This window comes from Brevundimonas sp. NPDC055311, from assembly GCF_053645695.1.
This window is the reverse complement of sequence record NZ_JBSHMV010000008.1, coordinates 1-23,107: the sequence shown is the minus strand read 5'-3', so window position 1 is coordinate 23,107 and position 23,107 is coordinate 1. Positions and strand designations below refer to the sequence as shown.

Below are 23,107 nucleotides of genomic sequence, written 5' to 3'. Positions count from 1 at the left end.
CTGGCGGCCGACAATCTGTTCGACGCCGAGGTCGAGGTCTCCGAAACCGCCGGCGGCGTCGCCGGCTACGCCCCGCCCCGCACCCTGTCGCTGGGTCTGCGAATGGAATACTGAGCGAAGACACTGTGAGGATCTATGCTTTGGGGTGGTGCCAGGGCATTCCATCTTGGTTTGACGCTGTCATTCCTGCAGCTTCGTCAGCTGTGGGATCGCGGTCCGCCAGGATTTTTGCGCGGAAGAGCGTGTCGTGATCCTGCCAGGACGACTTCCTGCCGAAGTCATTCCTCGCATGGCGCGCCTATGCGAGCAGCGTAAACACATTATTTAATCGCAGTTTCGAGACACGGCGGCATTATCATTCGGTCAGCGGCGCCGGCTTCCGACAAAACGAAACAACAAACCACCCGACCCAGCCTAAGTTTCACATAAATGAGGGATCGGGGAATCCCTTGCGCCCATGTCGGGAGGGACTGGATCGTGAATAAATTATCGAAACGGGCGCTGATGGCCTCGACCGTGGTCGGGGCGGCCCTGTCGACGCTGCTGACCTCGACGAGCGTTCAGGCTCAGACGGCGGACTTGGCCGACAGCGAGCAAATATCGGAAGTCGGAGAGATCGTCGTCACGGGTACGCGTATCCGGCGCGCCGACACTTCGACGTCGGCGCCGCTGGTGGCGGTTGATCGCGAGGTTCTGAATGAGCGCGGCTATGTCCAGGCGGGGCAGGCCCTCAATCAGAACACGTCGGTCGTGCCGTCCACGCCGATGGCGGACGGCAGCGGGGACCAGTCGGGCGGCGGGCAACAGTTTCCCAACCTGTTCGGCCTGGGGGCGGGCCGCACCCTGACGCTGGTGAACGGGCGCCGTTTCGTCACCACGGCCCAGGGCATGGGTGATCGGGTGGTGGACACCAACATCATTCCGGTGGGGCTGTTGAAGCGCGTCGACGTGGTTCAGGCCGGCGGCGCGGCGGTCTATGGGTCGGACGCGATCGCCGGGGTCATCAACTATGTGCTGCGTGACGACTTCGACGGCCTGGAGCTGGACGCCCAGTACGGCTTGAGCTGGCGTGGCGACTATCCGCAAAGCAGCCTGCGCCTGACGGCCGGCCGCAACTTCCTGGACGGGCGAGCCAACCTGGCCGGCAGCATCGAGTGGTCGGAGAGCGATTCCCTGCTGAGCTACGATCGCCCGATCTCGAATCTGGCGCGGCTGACCACCAGCAATTCCGCAGATACGGGCCCAAATGACGGCATTCCGGCCTTGAAGGAAATCCTTCATGGGCGGTTCTGGCCCTTCAATTACAACGGGGTGATCTACACCACGCCCGCGCCGGTTCCGGCTATGTTGTTGCAGATCGGCGGCGCGCCGACCCAGTTCGCGGCCGATGGCCAGAGCGTGGTCGGCTATGACACGGGAACGATCTACGGCGTGCCTTTCGCCTCTGGTGGAGACGGCTGGGACTATCGCGAGATTGCGGCGCTCTACTCAGGCGTGGAGCGGTTCAACACCAGTCTGATCGGCCGCTTCGATCTGACGGATCGGGTGCGCCTGACCGGCGAGTTCACCTATGCCCAGACGGAAGGTCGTGATCCGTTCGGCACCCAGGGAGGCAGCAATACGGTTCTGAACAACGCCGCCTCGGGTGCTGGGGTCCTGACCTTCACGCGCAACAACGCCTTCCTGACGCCGCAGGCGCGCGCCCAGTTGGAAGCGGCGAGCCCGGCTTTCGCAGCCGGCGCGCCTCTGTTCCTGTCCAAGCAATGGGCGGACGCCGTGCCGACGCGTGAGTTCGTCCACGCGACGGATGTCTGGCGCGGCCAGATCGGCCTGGAAGGCGACTTCGATTTCGCTGATCGCAACTTCTACTGGAGCCTGTCCTACAGCCGTGCGCAGGTGGACGGTGAACGGTCCGGATGGGGCGTCTGGACGCAGCGGATGCAGAAGGCTGTGAACGCTGTGAACCAGGGCGGTCAGGTCGTCTGCGCCGTCAACGCCGACGCCGATCCCTCGAACGACGACGCCGGTTGCGTGCCCATCAACATCTTCGGCGCCGGCACCGTGACAGACGCCATGCGCGACTATGTGTCGGTGCGCGTAGGCGAGACCTATGAGAACACCCAGGACAACTTCCTGGCGACGCTTGGCGGGACCATGTTCGAACTGCCGGCCGGTCCGGTTAGTTTCTCTCTGGCCTATGAGTATCGCGCCGAGGACGCCGCCTTCACTCCGTCTGAAGCAGGCCAGCAGGGCCTGACGGGATCGGGCGCGAAATCGGTCCCGACCTCGGGCGACTACAACACCAATGAGTTCTCCGCCGAATTGCTGATCCCCGTCCTGGGCGGCGACTTCACCCTGCCGTTCGTCCAGTCGCTGGAGCTCGACGGCGCCTATCGGGTCGTCGACAACTCCATCGCCGGCCGCGAGAACGTCTGGGGCGCCGGTCTGCGCTGGGGCGTGGTCGACGGCGTCACGGTTCGCGTATCGCGCAGCCGCAACTTCCGCGCGCCGACGCTGAACCAGTTGTTCGCCCCGTCGACCACCAGCCTGGGGTCCATCACTCGCAACCCCTGCGACGCCGACCGCATCGCCACCGGGCCTAATCCCGCTGTCCGCCGCGCCAACTGCGAGGCCTTGTTCGCCGCCAATCCGGGCTGGGGGCCGCTGGAAGGCTTTCAGGATCCGGGCGAGAACTTCAACAACGTCATGATCACCTCTGGCGGCAATCCGGACCTGCGCAACGAACTGTCGGACACCACCACCTATGGGGTCATCCTGCAGCCGCGATTTATTCCGGGCCTGACCATCGTGGCGGACCGGGTGGAAGTGGAGCTGAAGGACGGGCTTTCGCCGTTCGCACCGGTGGACTTCATGGCGACCTGCTTCGACTCCAGCGAGCGCAGCAGCGCCTGCGACACCTTCACCTACAATGACCAGGGGCATGTCGCGACGGCGATCTCGACGACCTTCAACGCCGGTCGTGTCCGGTATGAAGGCGAGGTCTACAACATCAACTACGGCTTCAGCCTAGATGACTGGTTCCAGGGCGGCTACTACGGCTCGCTGGAGCTGAACGCCGAAGTCACCCATACGGCGTTGCTGGAGACCTCGGTCACGGGCTTCGACTACCTGCGCACCGACGGTACGACGGCCTCGCCTGACTGGGTGTCGCGCTATGACGTGCGCTATGCGCGCGGGCCGCTGCGCCTGACCTATTCGATGTCCTATCTGCCCAAGACCAAGGTCAACCGGTTCGATACGATCGAATCGACGCCGACGCCCGATATCGACGCCAATATTCGTCACAACGTTTCAGCGTTGTACGACTTCGGCAAATACACGCTGCGGGCCGGGGTCACCAATCTGACGGATGAGCAGCCGTCCTTCCCCACGCGCAACTATGGCGACATCCTGGGGCGTCAGTTGTTCGTCGGGGTGAACGCCCGCTTCTGATGCGATAGGGGAGGCGGCGTCCGCAGGCGCCGCCTTCCTGTCGTAACAGGCCGTAATTCTGGAGAAACTCATGTCCTTCGCTCCCAGCCGACGGTCGCTTCTGGCGGGTTTGGCCCTATCGGCCGGCGTCGCACCGGCAGCGATCGCGCAGGAGACGACGCGGCCGGAGGCGACAGGACCGATCCGCTTCGTGTCGCGTCATCAGGGCCGTTTCAACGGCCGCGCACTGAACTACACCGCGACGGTCGAGGAGACGCTGGTGGCGTCGGCTGAACGTCGGCCTGCCGCGCGCTTCGTCACAACGGCCTATGTGGCCGAACCGGTCGATGCGACCCGGCCGGTCCTGTTCTTCTTCAACGGCGGCCCGATCGTCGCCTCGTCCTATCTGCACATGGGAGCCTTCGGACCCAAGCGGTACGACCCGCCTCGCGACGTCACGGAGGATGTGCCCGAGCCCTACGCCCTGCTGGATAACGCAGACTCTTTGCTGGACGTTGCGGACCTGGTGTTCATCGATCCGCCCGAGACGGGATTCAGCCGGTTGGTCGATGAGGCCGACCGCAAGGCCGCCTATTCCGATGGAGCGGACTCTCGCATGACGGCGGGCTTCATCGAGGCCTGGCTGAGGAGGGCTGGACGCGCAGGGTCGCCCCGATATCTGGTCGGAGAAAGCTACGGCACCTTGCGCGCCGCCCTGACCGCCGGGTTGCTGAGCGAAAGCCTGCCGCTGGATGGCGTCGCCCTGATGGGACAGGCGCTGAACATGATCGAGACCAGTCAGCGTCGGGGCAATATCGTCTCCTATGCGGTCAACCTGCCGGCGCTGACGGCGATCGCAGCCTTCCACAAGCGCATTCCCGGCAGCGAGGACCTGAAGGCCCGGATCGAGGAGTCCTGGACCTTCGCGATGACCGACTATCTGTCGGCCCTGCGGCGCGGCAATCAGCTGACGGCGGCCGAGCGGCGCGCGACGGCGGAGCGGCTTCAGAGCCTGACCGGCATTTCCGCCGACTATTACCTGGCCAACCGTCTGGTCATCACCAAGATGGATTTCTGCGTCGAGCTGCTGAAGGATCAGGGGCTGATCCTGGGCATGTACGACGCCCGTTACAGCGGTCCGGCGCCGCGCGCCGGCGAACGGCCGTCCGACCCGTACAACAAGGTCAACGCCATGGTCGCGCCCCTGCTGGCGCGCCATATGACCGAGAGCCTGGGCGTGCGCCTGTCGATGTCGGACTATCGCGGATCGGCGCCCCGGCCGGGACCGTGGGGCTATGAGCCGACCGAGGGGGCCGGCGGCCCCTTCGACGACTACTTCTATGATCGAGGCGTCGAGCGGGCGATGGCGGCCAATCCGCGTTTCCGCCTGATGCTGGGGACGGGCGTGTTCGACACGACCACCACCATCGGCGCCGCCCGCTATCTGGCCGATCAAGCCGCCTATCCGCGCGAACGCATCGTGCTGAAGGAATATGAGGGCGGCCATATGACCTACAGCAATCCGGACGCCCGGACGGCCATGGCCCAGGATCTGCGCGCCTTCATCGCGGGAAGATAACCGTGAGGGGAATGGTGCGGATTCTGGGTCTTGCGGCGCTGAGCGCAGCCGCGGCGGGCGGCGCGACGGCTCAGGTTGAGGGGCCTGCAGTCGCGTCGCCCGCATCATTCCCGGCGGTGGCGAGAGGACTGGATCCCTACGCCGATCCGCCGGCCTATCCATCAACCTATCGAGCGCTGCAGGCTCCGCCGACCGCCATTATCAACGCCGTGATCCTCACGGCTGCCGGTCCGCGCATCGACGGCGGAACGGTGCTGATGCGCGAGGGGCGCATCGAGGCGGTGGGCCGCGATGTCGCCGTGCCGACGGACGCCCGCGTCATCGACGCCGTCGGGCGCTGGGTCACGCCGGGCATCATCGACCCGCACGCTCACATCGGGGCCGGCTCCAGCCCCGGTGCGGCGGGCGGCGACTCCAGCAATGAGAGCGGCCCGAATCCCGGCGGGGTCTGGGTCGAACATTCCGTCTGGCCGCAGGATCCGATGTTCGAGCGCGCTCTGGCTGCGGGCGTCGTGACCATGCAGATCCTTCCCGGCTCGTCGAACATGTTCAACGGCCGCACGGTCGTGCTGCGCAATGTCGAGGCGCTGTCGCCGCAGGCCATGAAGTTTCCTGACGCTCGCCAGGGCCTGAAGATGGCCTGCGGCGAGAACCCGTCCAGCGGCGGCGCCGGCAAGCCCGGCACGCGCGCGGGCGCCATGATGGGCTATCGGAACACCTTCATCGCCGCAGCCGCATACGCCGCGCGCTGGGACGCCTATCGTCGCAAGACGGCGGCGGGCGAGCGCGCTGATCCGCCTGGTCGCGATTTGACGCTTGAGACGGTCGCGGGCGCGCTGAAGGGCGATATCCCCGTGCACATCCATTGCTACCGCGCCGATGAAATGCTGCAGATGATCGATCTGTCGCATGAGTTCGGCTTCCGCATCGCGGCCTTCCATCACGCATTGGAGGCCTTCAAGATCGCGCCGGAACTGGTCCGCGAGGGCGTGCCGGTCGTCACCTGGGCGGGGGACTGGTCCGGCTACAAGATGGAGGCCTACGACTCCATCATGGAGAACGCCGCCTTCATCGAGGCGGCGGGCGGCGTCGCGGCGCTGCACTCCGACGACGTCATGCTGATGCAGCACCTGAACCATGAGGCCGGCCGCGCGATGACGGCCGGGCGCGAGGCGGGACTGGCGACCACGCCGGAGCAGGCGATCCGCTGGATCACCCTGAATCCGGCGCGCGTCCTGGGGCTGGATGATCGGACCGGCTCGCTGGAGCCGGGCAAGATCGCCGATGTCATCGTGTGGAGCGCCGATCCGTTCAGCGTCTACTCGGCGCCCGATCTGGTCTTCATGGATGGGGCGCAGGTCCACGATCGCGCGGCGGCGGACGCCGCGCCCCGTTCCGATTTCGAGCTGGGACACGTGCGGCGCCCAGACGTGGCGGAGGCGCCGCGATGAGCGGCTCGCGGATTATTCGCCTGCTGTGCGTCGGCTCGATACTGGTCGGGTTGGGCGCGCCGATGGCTGCCGACGCCGAAACCGTTGCGGTCGTCAACGCGCGCGTCGTCTCTCTGGGGCCTGAGGGGGATCTGGAGCGCGGCGTCGTCGTTGTGCGCGACGGGCGCATCGCCGAGGTCGGGCGGGATATCGCCGTGCCGACGGAGGCGAGGGTGATCGACGGGGAGGGGATGATCCTGACGCCCGGCCTGGTCGCCGCCATAACTCCTCTGGGGCTGAACGACACGATCGGCAGCGGCTGGGGCGGTCTGGGCTCGACCGCGCCTGATCTCGGCGCCGGGTTTGATGTTCTGGCTGACGTCAATCCCAACTCGCCCCAGATTCCCGAGGCCCGCATCGAGGGCGTGACCCGCGCCGTGCTGGCCCCCAATGCGCCGGGCCGGGCGAGCGACGGTTCGGCGCGGCTGTTCGGCGGGCAGGCCTCTGTCATCCATTTGGGCCAGGGCTATGAGCTGACGGTCCGGCCGGGCGCAGCCGTGGTGATGAACGCCGGGGCTCAGGGCGCAGCGGCGGCGGGCGGCGGACGCGGGGCCTTGCTGACGCGTCTGGCGCAGGTGCTGGATCTGGTGCGCGCCTATGACCGAAATCCGCGCGCGTTCGATCGCGCGCGTCTGGAACATGCGCCGGTCTCCGAACTGGATCTGCAGGCCCTCGTTCCCGTGACGCGGGGCGAGCGGCCCTTGCTGGTCGAGGTCGAGCGGGCGTCCGACATCGTCAACATCCTGAACTTCGCCGAGCAGCAGGACGTCAGGCTGATCCTGTCGGGCGCGGCTGAGGGGTGGATGGTGGCTGACCGCATCGCCGCCGCCCGCGTTCCCGTGGTGCTGAACGGCGAGGACAATCAGGCCTTCACCTTCGACAGCCTGAACGCCACCTACGACAACGCCGCCATTCTCAGCAGAGCGGGCGTGAAGATCGCCTTCAAGCCGTCGGTTGCGCGTATCGTCTTCCTGATCCGTACGCCGCGTTTCATCGCCGGGCGGGCGGTGCGGCATGGACTGAGCTGGAACGAGGCGATGGAAGCGGTGACGATCAATCCTGCCGTCATCTTCGGTTTCGCCGATCGCTTCGGCTCGATCGAACCGGGCAAGGACGCCGACCTCGTGCTGTGGAGCGGCGATCCTCTGGAGACAAGCAGCGTCGCCCGCATGGTGATGATCCGCGGCGTCGAACAGCCCCTGACCGCCCGGAACCGGGCTTTGCGCGACCGTTACATCGGCCGCCTGACCGCTGACTGACGATCTTGGAGTTCTGGGCATGAGGCTTTGCAAACATCGCGCCGCGGTCCTGATGGCGGGGCTGTGCATGGCCGCATTGTCTTTGGCCGCGCCGGCCCAGGCCCAGGGCCAAACTTCGGCCAGCAGCGAACCTCAGGCCGCCGACCCCTTCGTTCCCGCCGCCGCTTCGACGCGCGGAACGATCACGGTGCGGGGACGGATCTTGCCCTACGTCGCGGAGGCGTCGGAGACCCTGCTACGCGACCCACAGGGGCGCGCCAGGGCCACCTTGTCCGCCGTGTCCTATGTCGGCGAGGCGGTGGGGCCGCGTCCGGTGACCTTCCTGTTCAACGGCGGGCCGGGCGGCGCCACCATCGCCCTGCGCGAAGGTCTGGCTCCTCGGATCACAGCGGGCGCCGATCCGCGCGGCGCGTATCGCTTTGTCGACAACCCGGACAGCCTGATCGATACGACGGACCTGGTTTTCGTGGATGCGCCCGGCACCGGCTATGGGCGTTTCTTCGGGGATAATGCGTCGTCGGCCTATTGGGGCGTGGACGAGGACGCGGCGGCTATCACCGATTTCATTCTGGCCTGGTTGAGCGCCCATGGGCGGGAAGGGGCGCCGGTCTTTCTGGTGGGCGAGAGCTATGCCGGCATTCGGGTGGGGCTGGTCGCGGAATGCCTGGCGGCGATGAACGCCGCGCCGCGTCTGGCCGGGGTCGCCCTGGTGTCGCCCTCCACGATGGCGGGGCGCGGGGAGGCGCCGGGCGGAAAGACGTATGACGCTGCGGTCCTGGCCCTGCCCACCCTGGCGGCGACGGCGCGTCACCATGGCCAGGGCGCCTATGTGGCGATGTCGGTGCAGCAACTCGCGGATCAGGCCTGGACCTTCGCCAGCGGTCCCTACGCTGACGCCCTTGCCGAGGGCGACGCCTTGGCCGAAGCGCCTCGCCGCGAAATGGCGCGCGCCCTGTCCGCCTATACGGGTCTGGATGAGGCGCTCATTCTGGACAACGGCCTGAAAATTCCCGCGGCCCTGTTCACGCGGGAGCTTATGGCCGACCAAGGGATGAGGATCGGCGGATCGGACAGCCGCGCCAAGGCGTCGCGCGCTGTGACCGAGCGGCGCAGCCCGCCTTATGACGATCCCTCGACCTCGCCTTACACGCTGACCTACGACCAGACTGGAGCGGTCGAGGCCTTGTTCCGCGAGGAGATCGGCTATCGACCGGTCAACGGCTATGTCCGTCTATCGATAGACGCCAATCGGGCGTGGAACTGGAACCGGAGCGGCGGCCCGGTGATGATCCCCGCGCTCTTTTCCGAGTTGATGCGGCGTGATGATCGGCTGCATGTGACGCTGATGGCGGGCTATTACGACCTGACCATTCCCTATGCGCGGCCCGTGCAGGATTATCTGGCCGCCGACCTGCCGTCGGATCGCTTCGATCATCGGGTCTTTGTCGCCGGCCATGCGGTGTTTTCCGACCCCGACGCCCGCGCCGAGGCGACGGATCATCTGCGTCGCTTCTATGCGAAGGCGATGAGCGCCTGGTGAACCGAACGCTCGCCTCAGCTCGCCTTGGCGAGGTGACGGACCGGCAGGAAGGTCGAACGCTTCATCTCCGAAAGAGCGACGGTCGAGTTGATGTCCTCGACGCCGGGCAGCTTCAGGATCTTGCGGAAGATGAAGTCCTGATACCAGCGGATGTCAGGAGCGATCACCTTGATCATGGCGTCGCGCTCGCCAAGGATTGAATAGCACTCGACGATTTCCGGCGTGGCCTCGATGGCGGCCAGGAAGCGTTCGCGTTCTTCTTCGCTGAGGTGTTTGATCTTCAGCTGAGCGAAGACGTGCAGTTGGAAGCCGGCTTTCTCGGCGTCCAGAATCGCCACCTGAGCCTTGATGTAGCCTTCGTCCTTCAGCCGCTGAATGCGCCGCCAGCAGGGCGATTGGGACAGGCCGACCCGCTCGGCCAGTTCCGAGGTGGAGATCGAGCAGTCCCTTTGAAGTTGCTCCAGAATCCGTACGTCGATGGCGTCCAAGGCGGCTGACATTGATTTCGCTCCCTCTCCTCAAAGCCTGCATTGTCTATTCATGCATGGAGGAGGTTACGCTGACAAACGCAAAGATCGCCCGCCAAGCCCGAGGATATGATGCGGGCATGGGAACGGGCTGGTTTCCCGCTGAACGCCAAGGCCGAGGATGCCGACCAATCCCTTGTCCGCCTCCGCCAAGGGCGCTGAAAGCGTCGCGCGGCCGGCTGTGGACTCACCCTCCCTGTATAACGGCGCCAGCTACAGCGCATGGAGCCGGAATCTCTACCGGTTGATGCCTTTGCAGGCGGATGCGCGCCTGCTGTTCGAAAGCACGATCGAGGAGCCGACGGCCCTGTTGTCGGCCCTGGTTTCAGGCGCTTTCGATGGGCGACCGACCGATCGCTACACGAGCGTTTTCGGGCGAGGGAATCCCTATCTGATCTCGGCGGTCGCCGCACGATACGGCGCGCCGGAGCGAGCCGTGCTGACCACAACCGGGGTGGCCAACGGGTTGAGTCAGGTTCTGGCCGCCTTCATCCAGCCGGGCGATGGGGTTCTGATCGAGACGCCTGGCTTCGATGTTCTGGGCGGCCTGACCGAAGCGGCAGGCGGCGTCGCCATGCCGCTGGTCCGCGCGGCGCCGGACTTCGATCTGACGGCGGACGCCTTGCGCGAAGCGCTCGCGCCGGGCGTGCGCATGGCGGTGATCACCAACCTGCATAATCCGTCGGGACGACGCCTGAGTGAAGAGACTGTGCTGGACCTTGCGCGGGCGGCGGCGGAAAAGGGCGCCTGGCTGGTGATCGATGAAGTCTATGCGGACTTCGCACGGCCGACGGTTGTGAGCCTGCCGGCAGCGCCCAATCTCATCCGCCTCAACAGCCTGGCCAAGGTCTTCGGCCTCTATGGTTTGCGTTGCGGCTGGATTCTCGCCGATCCTACGGCGGCCGCACGGATCGCCGCCGCCAACGCCACGCGTGAGTTCGGCGTCTCCAAGCTGACCCACGCCGTCAGCGCCCTGATCCTGGAAAACCCCGACCCGTTCGAGGCGCATTGGCGAACGGTTCTGGCCGAGCGGCGGCCGATCCTGGAACATCACCTGGCGGCGATGCGCGCCGATGGCCTGTTGGACGGCGCCATGCCGGAGTTCGGCTGCATGGCCTTTCCGCGCGTCGTCCGCCATGCGGACACCTTGTCCCTGGCCGAGCGGTTGTGGCGCGAAGACGGCCTGGTCACAGCTCCGGGCGAGATGTTCGGCCTGCCCGGATATATGCGGCTCGGCATCGGTCTGTCGCCGGAGCTGATGGACGAGGGGCTGTCCCGTCTTCATGAAGCGCTGAAGCGCTGACCGACGAAACCCTGATTGAAAAGGCCGCAAAGAGCCGAGAGGACCTGGAGGAAACTGACCATGAAACTGTCTCACCGCCGCTCCGCTTGGCGCATTCTGGCTGCGACCGCCGTATCCTGGGCGGCGCTGGCCCTGCCGTCGGCCTGGGCCGAGACGGTTCGCTATAACGTCGTGGCCGGCGGAGAAAACGTGGGCTGGATGGTCGTTGACCGCGAGCAGGACGAGGTTCGCATCGACTATCATGTCGACAACAACGGCCGAGGCCCCAAGCACAAGGAGCATCTGGTTCTAGACGCCCAGGGCTATCCAACGCTGTGGACCATTGACGGAACCTCTCTGTTCGGCGGCGCGATCAACGAACGCTTCGAGCGTACGGGCGATCGGGTGCGCTGGACCAGCCAGGCCGACTCCGGCGAAGCGCCCGTATCGGCGGGCCGTCTCTATGTCGCCAATGACGCCAGTCCCTGGAGCCTGGCCCTCTACGCCAACGCCCTGTCGGACGCGCCGCAACAGACGCTGGACGTCGCGCCGGGCGGTCGGATCACCCTGACGGAGGTTAGGCGCCTGCCGTTGAAGGGCGGGACGGTGAACGCCGTCGTCTATCGTCTGACCGGGCTGAACCTGGCGCCCAGCTATCTGCTGCTGGACGACAAAGGTGATCTGGTCGGCGGTCTTGGCGGTCTGATCCGCGAGGACCTGGCTGAAGAAGAGCCGGCGCTGCGCCGCCTTCAGGCGGAACTCGAGACCCAGCGCATCCGAGAAATCCAGTCGCGTTTCGCTCAGGCCTTCGACGCGCCTGTCCGTTTCCGCAACGTCCGCATCTTTCAGCCCGAGACGGGCGACCTGTCGCCGCTGTCGGAGGTCACCGTCTTCGGCGATCGGATCGCGACCATTCTGCCTGAGACCGGCGGCCCGCGCCGAGCGGACATCTATGAGATCGACGGGGAAGGCGGGACCCTGGTGCCGGGCCTGCACGACATGCACGCTCACAACAACACCCAGAGCGGGCTGAACTATCTGCTGGCGGGCGTCACCTCGACGCGCGACATGGGCAATGACAATGCGCGGCTGATCGACCTGATCGGGGAGATCGAACGCGGCGAGCTGCCCGGCCCGCGCATCGTGCGTAACGGCATGCTGGAGGGGCGCAGTCCCTATTCTGTGCGAACCGGTCTTCTGGCGGATACCCTAGAAGAGGCGTTGGAGGCGGTGCGCTGGTACGCCGATCACGGCTACTGGCAGCTGAAGATCTACAACTCCCTGCATCCGGAGTGGGTGGCGCCGGTGGCCGCGGAGGCTCATCGGCTGGGCCTGGGCGTGACCGGTCACGTGCCCGCCTTCGTTACGCCCGACCAGGCGTTGGCGTCCGGCTATGACGAAATTTCGCACATCAACCAGCTGATGCTGGGCTGGCTGCTGGAGCCGGGCGAGGATTCGCGCACGCCGCTGCGCCTGACCGCCATGGCGCGCGGCGCGGCCCTGGACATGGACAGCGAGCGGGTGCAGCGGACGATCCGCACCATGGTGGAGCAGAAGTCGGCCCTGGACGTCACCGCCGTCACGCTGGAGACGTTGATGATGAGCCGGGCGGGCGAGATTCCGCCTATGGCCGCCGCCTTCATCGATAACATGCCGATCGGCTATCAGCGCTATCGCCGTCGCGCCTTCGTCGATATCAACACGCCCGAGGCCGACGCCGCCTATCGCGGCGGCTTCCAGAAGATTCTGGAGACCATCAAGCGGCTGCACGATGCGGGCGTAACCCTGTTGCCGGGCACCGACGATACGCTCGGCCTCACGGTTCACCGCGAGATGGAGTTGTTCACCCTGGCGGGTCTGACCCCGGCCGAGGCTCTGACGGCCGGCACGCTGACGCCCGAACGCTACATGGGGCGCGATCAGGATCTGGGCAGCATCGCGCGGGGCAAGATGGCGGACTTCTTCCTGGTGCCGGGCGACCCGACACAGGACATCAACGCCATCCGCGCCATTCGTCTGGTGATGAAGGGCGGAGCGGCCTATCAACCGGCCGAGATCTATCCTGAGATGGGAATCCGACCGTTCGCTTCCGGGGTGACGATCCATGCGCCCGCCCAGCCGACGAAGCGGACAGAAGCGGCGGATACGCCGTCAGCCTTGTTCGGCCCCGAAGGGCTGGAGGGACACTATCACTGACCCGCGGGTTGCGTGCGAGGGGCATGACCATGCTGTTGCTGGACCGAGACTTCGTCCGCCGTCGCCTGACGGTCGAGGTTTGCATTCCGCTGGTGCGGCAGGCGATGATCGACCTCTCGGCCGGCCGCAGCCTGCAGCCGCTGCGCAGCGTGGTGCATCTGGCCAAGGGGCGCGCCTTTGGCGTCATGCCCGGCGCCATGGGAGCCGAGGACGCGGTCTTCGGGGCCAAGCTGGTCAGCGTCTATCCCGAGAATTTCGCTCAAGGCCGTCCCTCGCATCAGGGCGCGATCGCGGTCTTTGATCCGCAGGACGGGACGCTGGCCGCCCTGGTCGACGCCGGGGAGGTGACGCGCATCCGCACCGCCTGCGCCAGCGCGGCGGCGACGGACGCGCTGGCGCGACCTGACGCCTCGCGCCTGGCGGTTCTCGGCTATGGCGAACAGGCTGAGGCCCATGTCGAGGCCATGGCGGCGGTTCGGCCCTTGCGCGAGGTGCGTGTGTGGGGACGTTCGCCAGAGCGGGCGCAGGACTTCGCGGACCGCGTCGGCGCGCATCTGGGTCTGGCCATATCCGCCTGCGCCGATGTCGAAACGGCGGTGCGTGATGCAGACATCATCTGCACGACCACGGCGGCCGCAGACCCGATCCTGTACAGCGCCTGGGTGCGCGACGGGGCGCACGTCAATGCGGTGGGCTCCAGCTACGCCGGACCGGTGGAAATCGCCGCCGACCTTGTGGCGCGCAGCCGCTTCATCGCGGACTACCATCCCGGCGTCCTGGCGCAGGGCGCCGAGTTTCTGGCCGCCAAGGCCACGGGCCATGTGGATGACAGCCATGTGGTCGGAGAGATCGGCCAGGTGTTCGCCGGCGATCTGGCGGGACGTCAGGATGAGGCCCAGGTCACCCTCTACAAATCCCTGGGCCATGTCGTTCAGGATCTGGCCAGCGCCGCCTGGCTGGTCCAGACGGCGCGTGAAATGGGCGAAGGAACGGTCGTTCCTTTTTAGCCGGCGTGTCAGCGGCCTTCGCCGGAGACCCTCATAAAGCGACGAACCGCCTGCGCCAGGGCCGCCAGATTGCTGTCCTCGACGAAGACCGAGTGGCCTGAGGCGAAGTAGGCCGCCGTCAGGCGATCCGCCGGAATGCCTGCCTGATCCAGGGTGTAGCGCCCGCCATAGGCCGGCGTGGACAGGTCGTAGTAGCCCGCCGCCCAGAACAGCCGCATGTCTGGATCGCGCTTCATCGCTTCCGCCAGATAGGGCATGGCGTCCTTGAAGCCTTCATGGTTCCAGGCGCTGTTCACCCTCAGGTTCAGGGCCTGATAGGCGTCGAGCGCGCGATAGTTCAGCGTTTCACGATAGTAGGCGTCGACGACCGATCCGCCGTCGCTGGCGCGAAACACAGTTTGGCCCGGAGCGATCGGGCGGTCCGCCTCGGGGGCGTAACTCAGGCCGGGGTCGTCATGCGGGGGCTGTTTGGCCGGAGCGTCCAGGCGCGCCGTCGCGCGGGTGTCGAGCTGCCCCGTGCGCAGGCCCTGATCGGCCAGCAGGTTGAACATGAAGAGCCGGTTGTCGATCTTCAGATCGTTCTCTTCGATCAAGGCGGTCGACAGGCCCGTCAGGTCCGACAAGCGACGGGCGATCGCCGTCTTCTCGGCGGCGGGCAGGGCGCCGCCCTGGATCAGCGCCGAGACATAGTCGGTGCGGGCGAAGCGGACGGCCTCGTCATAGACCTGCTCGACGCTGCGGCCCTTGCGGTCGATGCGATCGTGCAGCCAGGCGGTGGCGGCGTAGCTGGGCAGGGACGACATATAGGCCAACGGCCCGCTGCGTTCGCCCGGCACCAGGGCGAACAGCAGCACGCCGTCGAACGCCAGGTCCGGGGCGACACGCGTCACTTCGGCGGCGCGCACGGTGCCATAGCTCTGGCCCAGCAGGTAGCGCGGCGAGGCTGCGCGGTCGTGGGTCGTCAGCCAGCGCTCGATCACCTGCGCCACCGAACGCGCATCGCCGGTACGGCTCCAGAAGGGCGCGCCCTGGCCGAGGGACGGATCCTGCGGCCGACTGTAGCCCGTGCCTGTCGGGTCGATGAACACCAGGTCGACCGCGTCGATCAGGCTGTGGGCGTTGGGAACGAGGAATTGCGCTTCGCCTTCGCCCAGCCGCTGCATCGGTCCGAAGGCGCCGAAATGCAAAGGCGTGGTCGAGGCGCCGGGGCCGCCGTTGAAGATGAACAGCACCGGCCGGTCCGCCGTCGCCACGCCGGTGCGGAGATAGGAGGTGGTGACGATCGTCGCCTCGTCCTCGCCTTCCGGCGCGGCCACGATGGTTTCGGCCACCACGGCTTCATAGGCGATCCGGGACCCGCCCAGAGTCAGGTCGTGACGGGTGACGACGGCGCGCGGCGACGCAGCGATGGCCGATGCGGCCTGCGGCTGGGCGCTAACGGCCTGAGGCGAGACGAGCAGGGCGGCGGCCAGGCCGACGACCGTCAGGAAAGATTTTCGGGTCATTGAGCGGTTTCCGAAATCGGAGCGCCGAAGCGGCCGCGCACGGCATACCAGAGCGCGCCGATCAGGCCCCAGACGAGCAGGGCGACATAGGGCTTCCAATCCGTGGTCAGGCCCAGCAGAACGACGACCAGGGAGGCGACGGCGCCCAACCAGCCCCAGACGGCTACGAAGGCGCGGCTGGGACGGAACACGGCCTGGGCGTGAATCTCCGGGTGTTTTCGGGCGATACGGACCGCCGCCAGGCAGGTCGCGCCGTATTTCAGCAGGGTCGGCACGTTCACCGCCAGGAAGAGGGCGGTCAGGTTCATCGGCGCCAGCAGGCCCAGACAGCAGAAGCCGAAGGCCACGGCCAGGGCGATGTGAGGCGTCTGGAAACGCGGGTGGATGCGAGCCAGGGGCGAGGGCAGGGCGCCGGCCCGCGCCATGGCGTAGAGGTAGCGGCTGAACACCATGGCCAAAGCGTTCAGCGACTTGCCGATGGCGAGGACGGCGGCGACGACGATCAGCGGGCCCGCAACGTCGTGCCCCATGAAGACGGCGGCGGCGTCCAGCACCGGTGTTTCGCTGGCGGCCAGCTTCTCGGGGCCCAGCACGCCGATGGCGACGCCCGCGACCATCAGATACAGGGCCATGGCCGACAGGATGGAGGCTGCGACTCCGATGGGAATGGCGCGGCGGCTGTTCCTGACCTCGTCGCCGACTTCCGTCGCCGCCTCGATGCCGAAGAAGAGGCCGATCAGCAGGGGCGTCGCCGCCAGGACCCCGCCCCAGCCCTCGCTGATGAAAGGCGTGAAGGCGGCGGGCTTGATCGAGGGCGCGCCCCACAGGGCGAAAACGACGAACAGGAGGATCAGGGCGCCCATCAGCAGGGTCTGCATCCGTGCGGCCAGGGCGACGCCGACCAGATTCAGCCCGAAGACCAGGGCGAAGACCGCCAGCATGGTCGGCTTGGTCGGCACGGGCACGATCATCGACACATAGCGAGTCAGCACCAGGGCCAGGATCAGCATGGCGCCGACGCTGCCGACGATGCGCAGCCAGGCGATCATGAAGCCGGTCGCCGGCGACAGGAAGCGCCGGGGCCATTCGTATGAGGCGCCGGCGGTCGGCAGGGCGGAGCCCATGAAGGCGTAGGTGACGGCGATGATGAACATGGGCGCGGCGGCCACGACGACGGCCAGCAGCATGGCCGGTCCCGCAAGCGCCGTCGCGGGAGCGATGACCGAGAAGATGGACACGCCCACAGCCAGCCCCATGCCCAGGGCGACGACGGAAAGCAGGCCTACGCCCTGACGAAGGCGGGGAGCGTCAGCCATGACGGGCGGTCCTTTCGAGGGAGAGCAGCCAGGCGGCCGCGGCCAGGTCCTGGACCGCGTGGCCCAGGGATTTGTACAGGGTGATGTCGGCGGGGCTGATGCGGCCGTTCCGGCGGCTGGCGAACACCTCGCCGATTTCGGCCGCGACATGGTCGTCGGTCACGCGTCCAGCCTGGCGCGCGCGCAGGAATTCCCCTCCGTGGGCCAGGACATGCGCGCGATGATCGCCGATGAAGCGGCTGGCGGCGACCAGCTCGATATCGGCCTCTGCGGCATGCGGGCCGCTGGAGCCGACAAGGTTCACATGGGCGCCGGGCGTCACCCAGTCCCGTTGCAGGATCGGGTCGCGTGATGCGGTGACCGTGCAGATGATGTCGGCGACCTGGACGGCGGCCTCGACCGTCGCGCAGGCGCGGACGGGGCAGTCGTACTTTTTCTGCATCGCTTCGGCGAAGCGGCGGGCGCCCTCGGCGTCGCGGCCCCAGACTCGGACCTCGGTCAGGGGCCGCACTAGGGCGATGGCCTCCAGATGGGCCTGCGCCTGGGCGCCGGTTCCGATCACGGCCAGGATCGAGGCGTCAGGCCGAGCCAGGGCGTCCGTGGCGGCGGCGCTGGCGGCGGCGGTGCGGATGCGGGTGATCTCTTCAGCATCGCCGATGAAGGCCGGGGCGCCGCTTTCAGGATCGAACAGGACGACCAGCCCCTGATGCCGTCGACGGCCGGGATGGTCCGTATCCTGGTAGACGCTGACCAGCTTGGCACCGAACCCGTCGGCCGAAGCGGCGGGCATCAGGGCGAAGGTGCGTCCTTCGCCGACCGACAGGAAACTGCGCAGATGCTGTTCGACCCGACCGGACGACAGGGCGGTCATGGCTTCGCGCATCAGCGGAATGCAGGCGGCGATCGTCAGACGCGCCCGCACCGCCTCCGCGTCCATGACGATCAGGCCCTCGCTCACGCCAGGGCTTCCAGCAGACGGTCGATATCGGCCGGGGTGTTGAATACGGACGCCGATACGCGCAGCCGGTGGGCGCCGAGCGTGACCTGAACCCCGGCGCGCTTCAGCCGCTCGCCGAAGGTCTGGCGCGCGTCCTTATAGGCGAAGGCGATCAGGGGGCCGGTGCTGTCTTCTGGCGTCATCGGTTCGAAGCCCAGGCGGGGCAGTTCGCGCCGCGCACGCTCGATGATCGGCCGGCGCCAGGCCTGAATGGCTTCGACGCCCAGGCCCTGGATATAGTCCAGTGACCAGTCCAGATGAGCCACGCCGGTGTTGCTGAAGGTGCCCATGGCGAACAGGCCCGTGGCGTCGTCTCGGGCGCGGGTGACGAAGGGCCGATCGCCCGGCGGGTCGTAGGGATAGGCGTGGCTGGCGAAGGCGGCGACCTGCTGATAGCCGGCCTGCGGGCGCTTCAAATGCGGGATCAGATCGGCGCGGGCGTAGATGAAGCCCAGTCCCATGTCGCCCATCAGCCATTTGTAGCTGCTGGTCGCCAGCAGATCGACGCCGGTCGCCCTGACGTCGATCGGCGTCGAGCCGACGGCGTGAACCGCGTCGACATAGACCCGTGCGCCGTGGGCGTGAGCCAGGTCGCAGACCGCCTTCAGGTCGTGCTGGAAGCCGTTGATGGTCGAGATGGCGGAGACCGCGACCAGACGCGTGCGGTCGTTCACCGCCGCCTCCATGTCGGACATCAGGATGCGGCCGTCGCGGATCGGCAGGATGATCACCTCCATCCCCGCCCGCTCCAGTTCGTTGTAGAGATGAAAGGAGCCGAAGAAATGCAGGGCGTCGGTGACGATTCGCCCGCCCGCCTCGGGCAGCCCCAGGGCGGTCACCGCCATCTGTTCGCCGGCGGAGGTGCTCTGGACATAGGCGACTTCGCCCGGCGTGGCATTGATCAGGGCGGCGAAGCGCGCCAGCACCGACCGGCGCAAGGGGCCGAACTCATAGCCTTCGGGGCGGCCGTTCATGGCGCGGGAGTCGAGGTATCGCTTCACGGCCTCACGTGCGCCGACGCTGAAGGGGTGGACCGATCCGGCGTCGAGATAGGTTCCCTGGATGTCGGGGAACTGCGCGCCGCCAAGGCCGGAAGCGGGCGAAGGCAGGATGGAGGCAGGCTCCGCCGTCGCTCCGCCCGCCACGGCGGAGGCGGCGGGCAGGGCGGCCGAGGCGGCCAGCCAGGTTCGACGGGTCAGGCCTTCCGAGGTGCGGCTCATGCTTATCCTCCTCGACACGAGATCACAGGGCGCAATGGTCGGCGGCGACGTCCTCGACCCGTTCCCAGCGCCAGCCGCTGACAGGCTCGCCGCGCGGCAGATAGCGAACGCCATAGGTTCGGCCATCGCGACGTGTGGTCATTTCCATCATGCGGCCCTCGTCCTTCTGCAACTCGGGGATGGGCGTCAGGGTCAGGATTTCATCGCCGTTCGCCAGGCCGGCGCGGGCGGCGGCCGAGCCGGCGCGCAGGTCGGCGACGACGCCGAGACGCATTTCGTCGAAGCCCAGATCATAGGGGCGGGCCTGGACCGCGACGGCGCGGAAGCAGGGGCCGAGCGAGTCGGGCAGGGGAGTGATCAACTCGCCCTCGGTCATGGCGTCGAACTCTTGCCCGGCCGTCTCCCCCAGTTCAGCGACCAGCAGGGCGCGCCACTCTGTCAGGCCGGCGGGCTCTCCGCGACGCTGGCGGGCCAGCAATTCCAGCACCAGGTCGTCGAGCGAGCGCTGTCCCCCCGATGCCGCCCTAACCTGGGCATTGACGTTGGTCAGATACATGAAGCCCCGGCCATAGGGCACGCGCTGGGCCCGGGCGTCGCTCCAGAATATCTTGCCGGCCTCGGCGTTGGAGAGGCCCAAGTGCGGGTTGGCATAGTAGCCGTCGGCGCGGCGATTGACGATGTCCAGCAAGTCGTCTGCGCTCAGCAAGCCCGCCCGGTAGGCCAGGGTCGAGGAATAGTATTCGGCCGCGCCTTCCGTGTACCAGGCGGTCAGAGGGTGGGCGCTGTCGGTCAGACGCGGCCAGTTGTGGGCCATCTCGTGCGCCAGCAGCATCTGCAGCCCGCCGGCCGTGGTCTGCCCGTTCGCGCCGTAGCCGAACATGAAGGATTTGGCCAAGGCCGTGCCGCCGCCTGCCGGATAGGGGTTTTCACGGACGAAGACACGATAGGGCGCATGCTCGTCGCCGAAGAACCGGGCCATATAGGTGTAGAGCGCGCGGGTCTCTCCAGCCAGTTCCTCGATGTCGAAGGGCGGCTGGGCCAGCCAGTAGAGGGCGAAGTCCTCGGCCCCCGCCTCCGGCTCGCTTGAAACCGCTCCAACCGCGTAGAAGGAGAAGGAGAGGGTGCTGGCCGGGGCGGTGATGGTCCGTTCGCCCTCGCCTAGGCTCCAGACCCCACGCGCGCCGTCCGGCAGCGCCGACAGATCCCAGTTCAGAGTGATGCGATAGGGATCGTCGCTGACCGGCAGGGCGAAGAAATAGACTCCGGCTCCCATCAGCCCGCCCGGCTGGGCGCGCAGATCGAACAGCGGACCGTTGCGGGTTTCCGCCGATACGGCGCGCGGCTCGGCGCCGTAGGAGACGACGAGATCGCCCGCTGCGGCGCGCTGCGGCAAGTAGCGGCGATAGACGCCTTCCGGCGTGGCGGGATCATCCACGGCCCGGAGCGGAAGGTCGCCCTGGCTGTCACGAACATGGATGTCCTCGGCGGCGTAGGCGGCCGTGGGCGTGGAGACCAGAGTCACTGGCATTCTGAGCAGGGCCTCGCCGTCCGCGATCGACGGCGACGGCAGGCGCATCTCGACGTTCAGTCGAGCTATTCCGCCCTGACCGTCGGGTAGAGGCTTGAGGGTCACCGCCAAGGTTTGGGGCTCGGCCGCCCAGCCGGCGGAGGCGGACATCAGCAGAAAGCCGACCGCCAAGACGCGTCGCAACATGAGTCATCCCCCTCGACGATGTTTCCCATCGTCAGATTAATCGCCGTCATGCGCTAGTTTCATGCAAACACGAAGCGTCGCCCTCAGGTCGAGCATGGGTCATGCGTTATGGGGGTGAAGCGTGCATAAATTTCACACTCGCGTCAGATCGGCACCGCTGTCGTGTATTTCACCTGGCTAAGGGCGAAGTGGGAGGCGGCGTTGGACACGTTCGGATGGTTCAGCAGATCGCGCATCAGGAACCGCTCATAACCCGCCACGTCCTCGGCGACGATCCGCAGCAGATAGTCCCATTCCCCCGACATGGAGTGAGCCTCCATCACCTCTGGCTTGGTCTGCAGGAAGCTCTCGAAGGCCTGACGATCATCGGGCGCGTGGGAGCGCATCCGTAACTGGCACATCACATTGACGCCCCTACCGACGCGGGCCGCGTCCACCAGCCGAACGGTGCTCCGCAGAACGCCCGCCTCTTCCAGGGCCCGGATTCGTCGCCAGCAGGACGCCGGCGAGGACCCCGCCTTTTCCGCCAAGGCCGCGTGGCTGAGGCTGGCGTCATCCTGGAGCAGTCGAAGGAGCCGACGATCGACCTCGTCGAGAGACGTCTGTTTCATATTTGCTCGAAATTGGAACCATAACTTTCGTCTTGGTCCATCCCACGAGGGGTTTTGAAAGGCAATCGCGCCTTCTTCGCGCCATTCTGAGCAGCAGGAGTGGAAACGGCGGCGGCCGGCTCCTGTTTCTTCCCTGATCCTTTCTTGTGCGCCGCCGAGGCGCGCGACCCGCGGAGCCAGACCCATGACCATCACGCCTGAAAATCCCATCGGCCTCGACGGTTTCGAGTTCGTCGAGTTCACCAGCCCTGATCCGTCGGCGATGAAGGCTCTGATCGAGCAACTGGGCTTCGTCGCCACGCACCGCCATCCGACGAAGGACATCGTGCGCTACAAGCAGGGCCGCACCAATCTGCTGGTCAACGGCGAGCCGACCGGTCAGGCCGCTGATTTCCGCGCGGTCCACGGCCCGTCCGCCAGCGGCATGGCCTTCCGGGTCGCCGACGCCGCCCAGGCCTATGAACTGGCCCTGTCGCGCGGGGCTAAGGCGGCTGAGGCCGCGACGGGCGCCCTGGGCGCGGACGCCAAGGTGCTGCAGGGCATCGGCGGTTCTTACCTCTATCTGATCGACCGGTTCGGGACGAAGGGCTCCCTCTATGACGCCTGGACCGAGATCGAGGGCTGGCGCGAAGCCGAGGCGGCGAACAGCGTCGGCCTGGACCTGCTTGACCACCTGACCCACAATGTGCGGCGCGGCGAGATGCGCACCTGGTCTGGCTTCTACAACCAGATCTTCGGATTTGAGGAGCAGAAATATTTCGACATCAAGGGGCAGGCGACGGGCCTCTTCTCCCAGGCCATGATCGCCCCGGACAAGGCGATCCGCATCCCCCTGAACGAGAGCCAGGACGACAAGTCCCAGATCGAGGAGTTCATCCGCCAGTACAATGGCGAGGGCATCCAGCACCTGGCGATGACGACCGACAACATCTACGAGACGGTCGAGAAGCTGCGCGCCCGAGGAGTCCAACTGCAGGACACCATCGAGACCTATTATGAACTGGTCGACAAGCGTGTGCCGGGGCACGGCGAGGACCTGGAACGGCTCAAGAAGAACCGCATCCTGATCGATGGAAGCGTTGGCGAGGAAGGCCTGCTGCTGCAGATCTTCACCGAGAATCTGTTCGGTCCGATCTTCTTCGAGATCATCCAGCGCAAGGGCAATGAGGGCTTCGGCAATGGCAATTTCCAGGCCCTGTTCGAGTCCATCGAACTGGACCAGATCCGTCGCGGCGTCATCAAGGTCGAGGCCTGAACATGGCCGCTGACGCGCCCGCCTATCAGAGCGGTTTCGCCAACCACTTCGCGACGGAGGCGGTGGACGGCGCCCTGCCGGCGGGTCGCAACTCGCCGCAGCGTCCGGCGCTGGGCCTCTATGCCGAACAGCTGTCGGGCACGGCCTTCACCGCCCCGCGCGACCATAATCTGAGAA

17 protein-coding genes are annotated in these 23,107 nt (G+C 66.8%); 10 read left to right on the top strand and 7 right to left on the bottom strand.

Annotated elements, in window-relative coordinates:
* Positions 1–477 precede the first annotated feature (477 nt).
* The 5 genes from ACWIDZ_RS15800 to ACWIDZ_RS15780 all read left to right on the top strand — a co-directional run bounded on the left by ACWIDZ_RS15800 (position 478) and on the right by ACWIDZ_RS15780 (position 9,300).
* The gene (locus ACWIDZ_RS15800; RefSeq protein WP_453990318.1) at positions 478–3,453 is read left to right on the top strand and encodes a TonB-dependent receptor domain-containing protein; all 2,976 of its coding nucleotides are present in this window, start codon (positions 478–480) and stop codon (positions 3,451–3,453) included.
* A gap of 70 nt (positions 3,454–3,523) precedes the next feature.
* Entirely contained in the window at positions 3,524–5,011 is a 1,488-nt protein-coding gene (locus tag ACWIDZ_RS15795; protein WP_453990320.1) for a S10 family peptidase, read from the top strand.
* Positions 5,012–5,022: 11 nt separating this feature from the next.
* Entirely contained in the window at positions 5,023–6,462 is a 1,440-nt protein-coding gene (locus ACWIDZ_RS15790) for an amidohydrolase family protein (RefSeq protein WP_453990322.1), read from the top strand.
* Positions 6,459–7,760, top strand: coding sequence for an amidohydrolase family protein (locus ACWIDZ_RS15785; RefSeq protein ID WP_453990324.1), 1,302 nt, complete (start codon positions 6,459–6,461; stop codon positions 7,758–7,760). Before ACWIDZ_RS15790 ends, ACWIDZ_RS15785 begins: the two co-directional genes overlap by 4 nt.
* A 19-nt stretch (positions 7,761–7,779) precedes the next feature.
* Entirely contained in the window at positions 7,780–9,300 is a 1,521-nt protein-coding gene (locus ACWIDZ_RS15780) for a S10 family serine carboxypeptidase-like protein (protein ID WP_453990326.1), read from the top strand.
* 14 nt (positions 9,301–9,314) lie between these two features.
* Here the strand turns inward: ACWIDZ_RS15780 and ACWIDZ_RS15775 are convergent, their stop codons facing one another.
* Positions 9,315–9,800 (bottom strand): Lrp/AsnC family transcriptional regulator, encoded by a 486-nt coding sequence (locus ACWIDZ_RS15775; RefSeq protein ID WP_338575180.1) that lies wholly within the window; start codon positions 9,798–9,800, stop codon positions 9,315–9,317.
* A gap of 163 nt (positions 9,801–9,963) precedes the next feature.
* Between ACWIDZ_RS15775 and ACWIDZ_RS15770 the strand changes: the two genes are divergently transcribed.
* Genes ACWIDZ_RS15770 through ACWIDZ_RS15760 form a run of 3 tightly spaced genes read left to right on the top strand, consistent with a single transcriptional unit; the run spans position 9,964 to position 14,312 of the window.
* Positions 9,964–11,130 carry a pyridoxal phosphate-dependent aminotransferase gene (locus ACWIDZ_RS15770; protein ID WP_453990328.1) on the top strand — a complete coding sequence of 389 codons (1,167 nt, stop codon included), beginning with the start codon at positions 9,964–9,966 and terminating at the stop codon, positions 11,128–11,130.
* A 60-nt stretch (positions 11,131–11,190) separates the two neighbouring features.
* Positions 11,191–13,305, top strand: a complete 2,115-nt coding sequence (locus tag ACWIDZ_RS15765; protein WP_453990330.1) for an amidohydrolase family protein — start codon at positions 11,191–11,193, stop codon at positions 13,303–13,305.
* A 23-nt stretch (positions 13,306–13,328) separates the two neighbouring features.
* Positions 13,329–14,312, top strand: a complete 984-nt coding sequence (locus ACWIDZ_RS15760) for an ornithine cyclodeaminase family protein (RefSeq protein ID WP_453990332.1) — start codon at positions 13,329–13,331, stop codon at positions 14,310–14,312.
* Between the two features lie 8 nt (positions 14,313–14,320).
* Here the strand turns inward: ACWIDZ_RS15760 and ACWIDZ_RS15755 are convergent, their stop codons facing one another.
* From ACWIDZ_RS15755 to ACWIDZ_RS15730, 6 genes are all read right to left on the bottom strand, one after another.
* Positions 14,321–15,817 carry a S10 family peptidase gene (locus ACWIDZ_RS15755; RefSeq protein ID WP_453990334.1) on the bottom strand — a complete coding sequence of 499 codons (1,497 nt, stop codon included), beginning with the start codon at positions 15,815–15,817 and terminating at the stop codon, positions 14,321–14,323.
* Positions 15,814–17,133 carry an APC family permease gene (locus tag ACWIDZ_RS15750; protein ID WP_453990336.1) on the bottom strand — a complete coding sequence of 440 codons (1,320 nt, stop codon included), beginning with the start codon at positions 17,131–17,133 and terminating at the stop codon, positions 15,814–15,816. Before ACWIDZ_RS15750 ends, ACWIDZ_RS15755 begins: the two co-directional genes overlap by 4 nt.
* A complete protein-coding gene (locus tag ACWIDZ_RS15745) occupies positions 17,126–18,091 on the bottom strand; it encodes an ornithine cyclodeaminase family protein (protein WP_453990338.1) in 966 nt (321 codons plus the stop codon). The genes ACWIDZ_RS15750 and ACWIDZ_RS15745 overlap by 8 nt, the downstream gene beginning before the upstream one ends.
* Positions 18,088–19,350 (bottom strand): aminotransferase class V-fold PLP-dependent enzyme, encoded by a 1,263-nt coding sequence (locus ACWIDZ_RS15740; protein WP_453990340.1) that lies wholly within the window; start codon positions 19,348–19,350, stop codon positions 18,088–18,090. Before ACWIDZ_RS15740 ends, ACWIDZ_RS15745 begins: the two co-directional genes overlap by 4 nt.
* A gap of 22 nt (positions 19,351–19,372) precedes the next feature.
* Positions 19,373–21,064: a hypothetical protein gene (locus tag ACWIDZ_RS15735; protein WP_453990342.1), complete on the bottom strand. Its 1,692-nt coding sequence runs from the start codon at positions 21,062–21,064 to the stop codon at positions 19,373–19,375.
* A gap of 143 nt (positions 21,065–21,207) precedes the next feature.
* A complete protein-coding gene (locus ACWIDZ_RS15730; protein WP_338575161.1) occupies positions 21,208–21,675 on the bottom strand; it encodes an Lrp/AsnC family transcriptional regulator in 468 nt (155 codons plus the stop codon).
* Positions 21,676–21,859: 184 nt separating this feature from the next.
* On the opposite strand from ACWIDZ_RS15730, the gene hppD reads away from it, so the two are divergent.
* Both hppD and ACWIDZ_RS15720 read left to right on the top strand, forming a co-directional pair.
* Complete coding sequence (hppD, locus tag ACWIDZ_RS15725) at positions 21,860–22,930, top strand: 4-hydroxyphenylpyruvate dioxygenase (protein ID WP_453990344.1); 1,071 nt, start codon at positions 21,860–21,862, stop codon at positions 22,928–22,930.
* Between the two features lie 2 nt (positions 22,931–22,932).
* A partial coding sequence (locus tag ACWIDZ_RS15720; RefSeq protein WP_453990346.1) for a homogentisate 1,2-dioxygenase occupies positions 22,933–23,107 on the top strand: 175 nt, incomplete at its 3' end.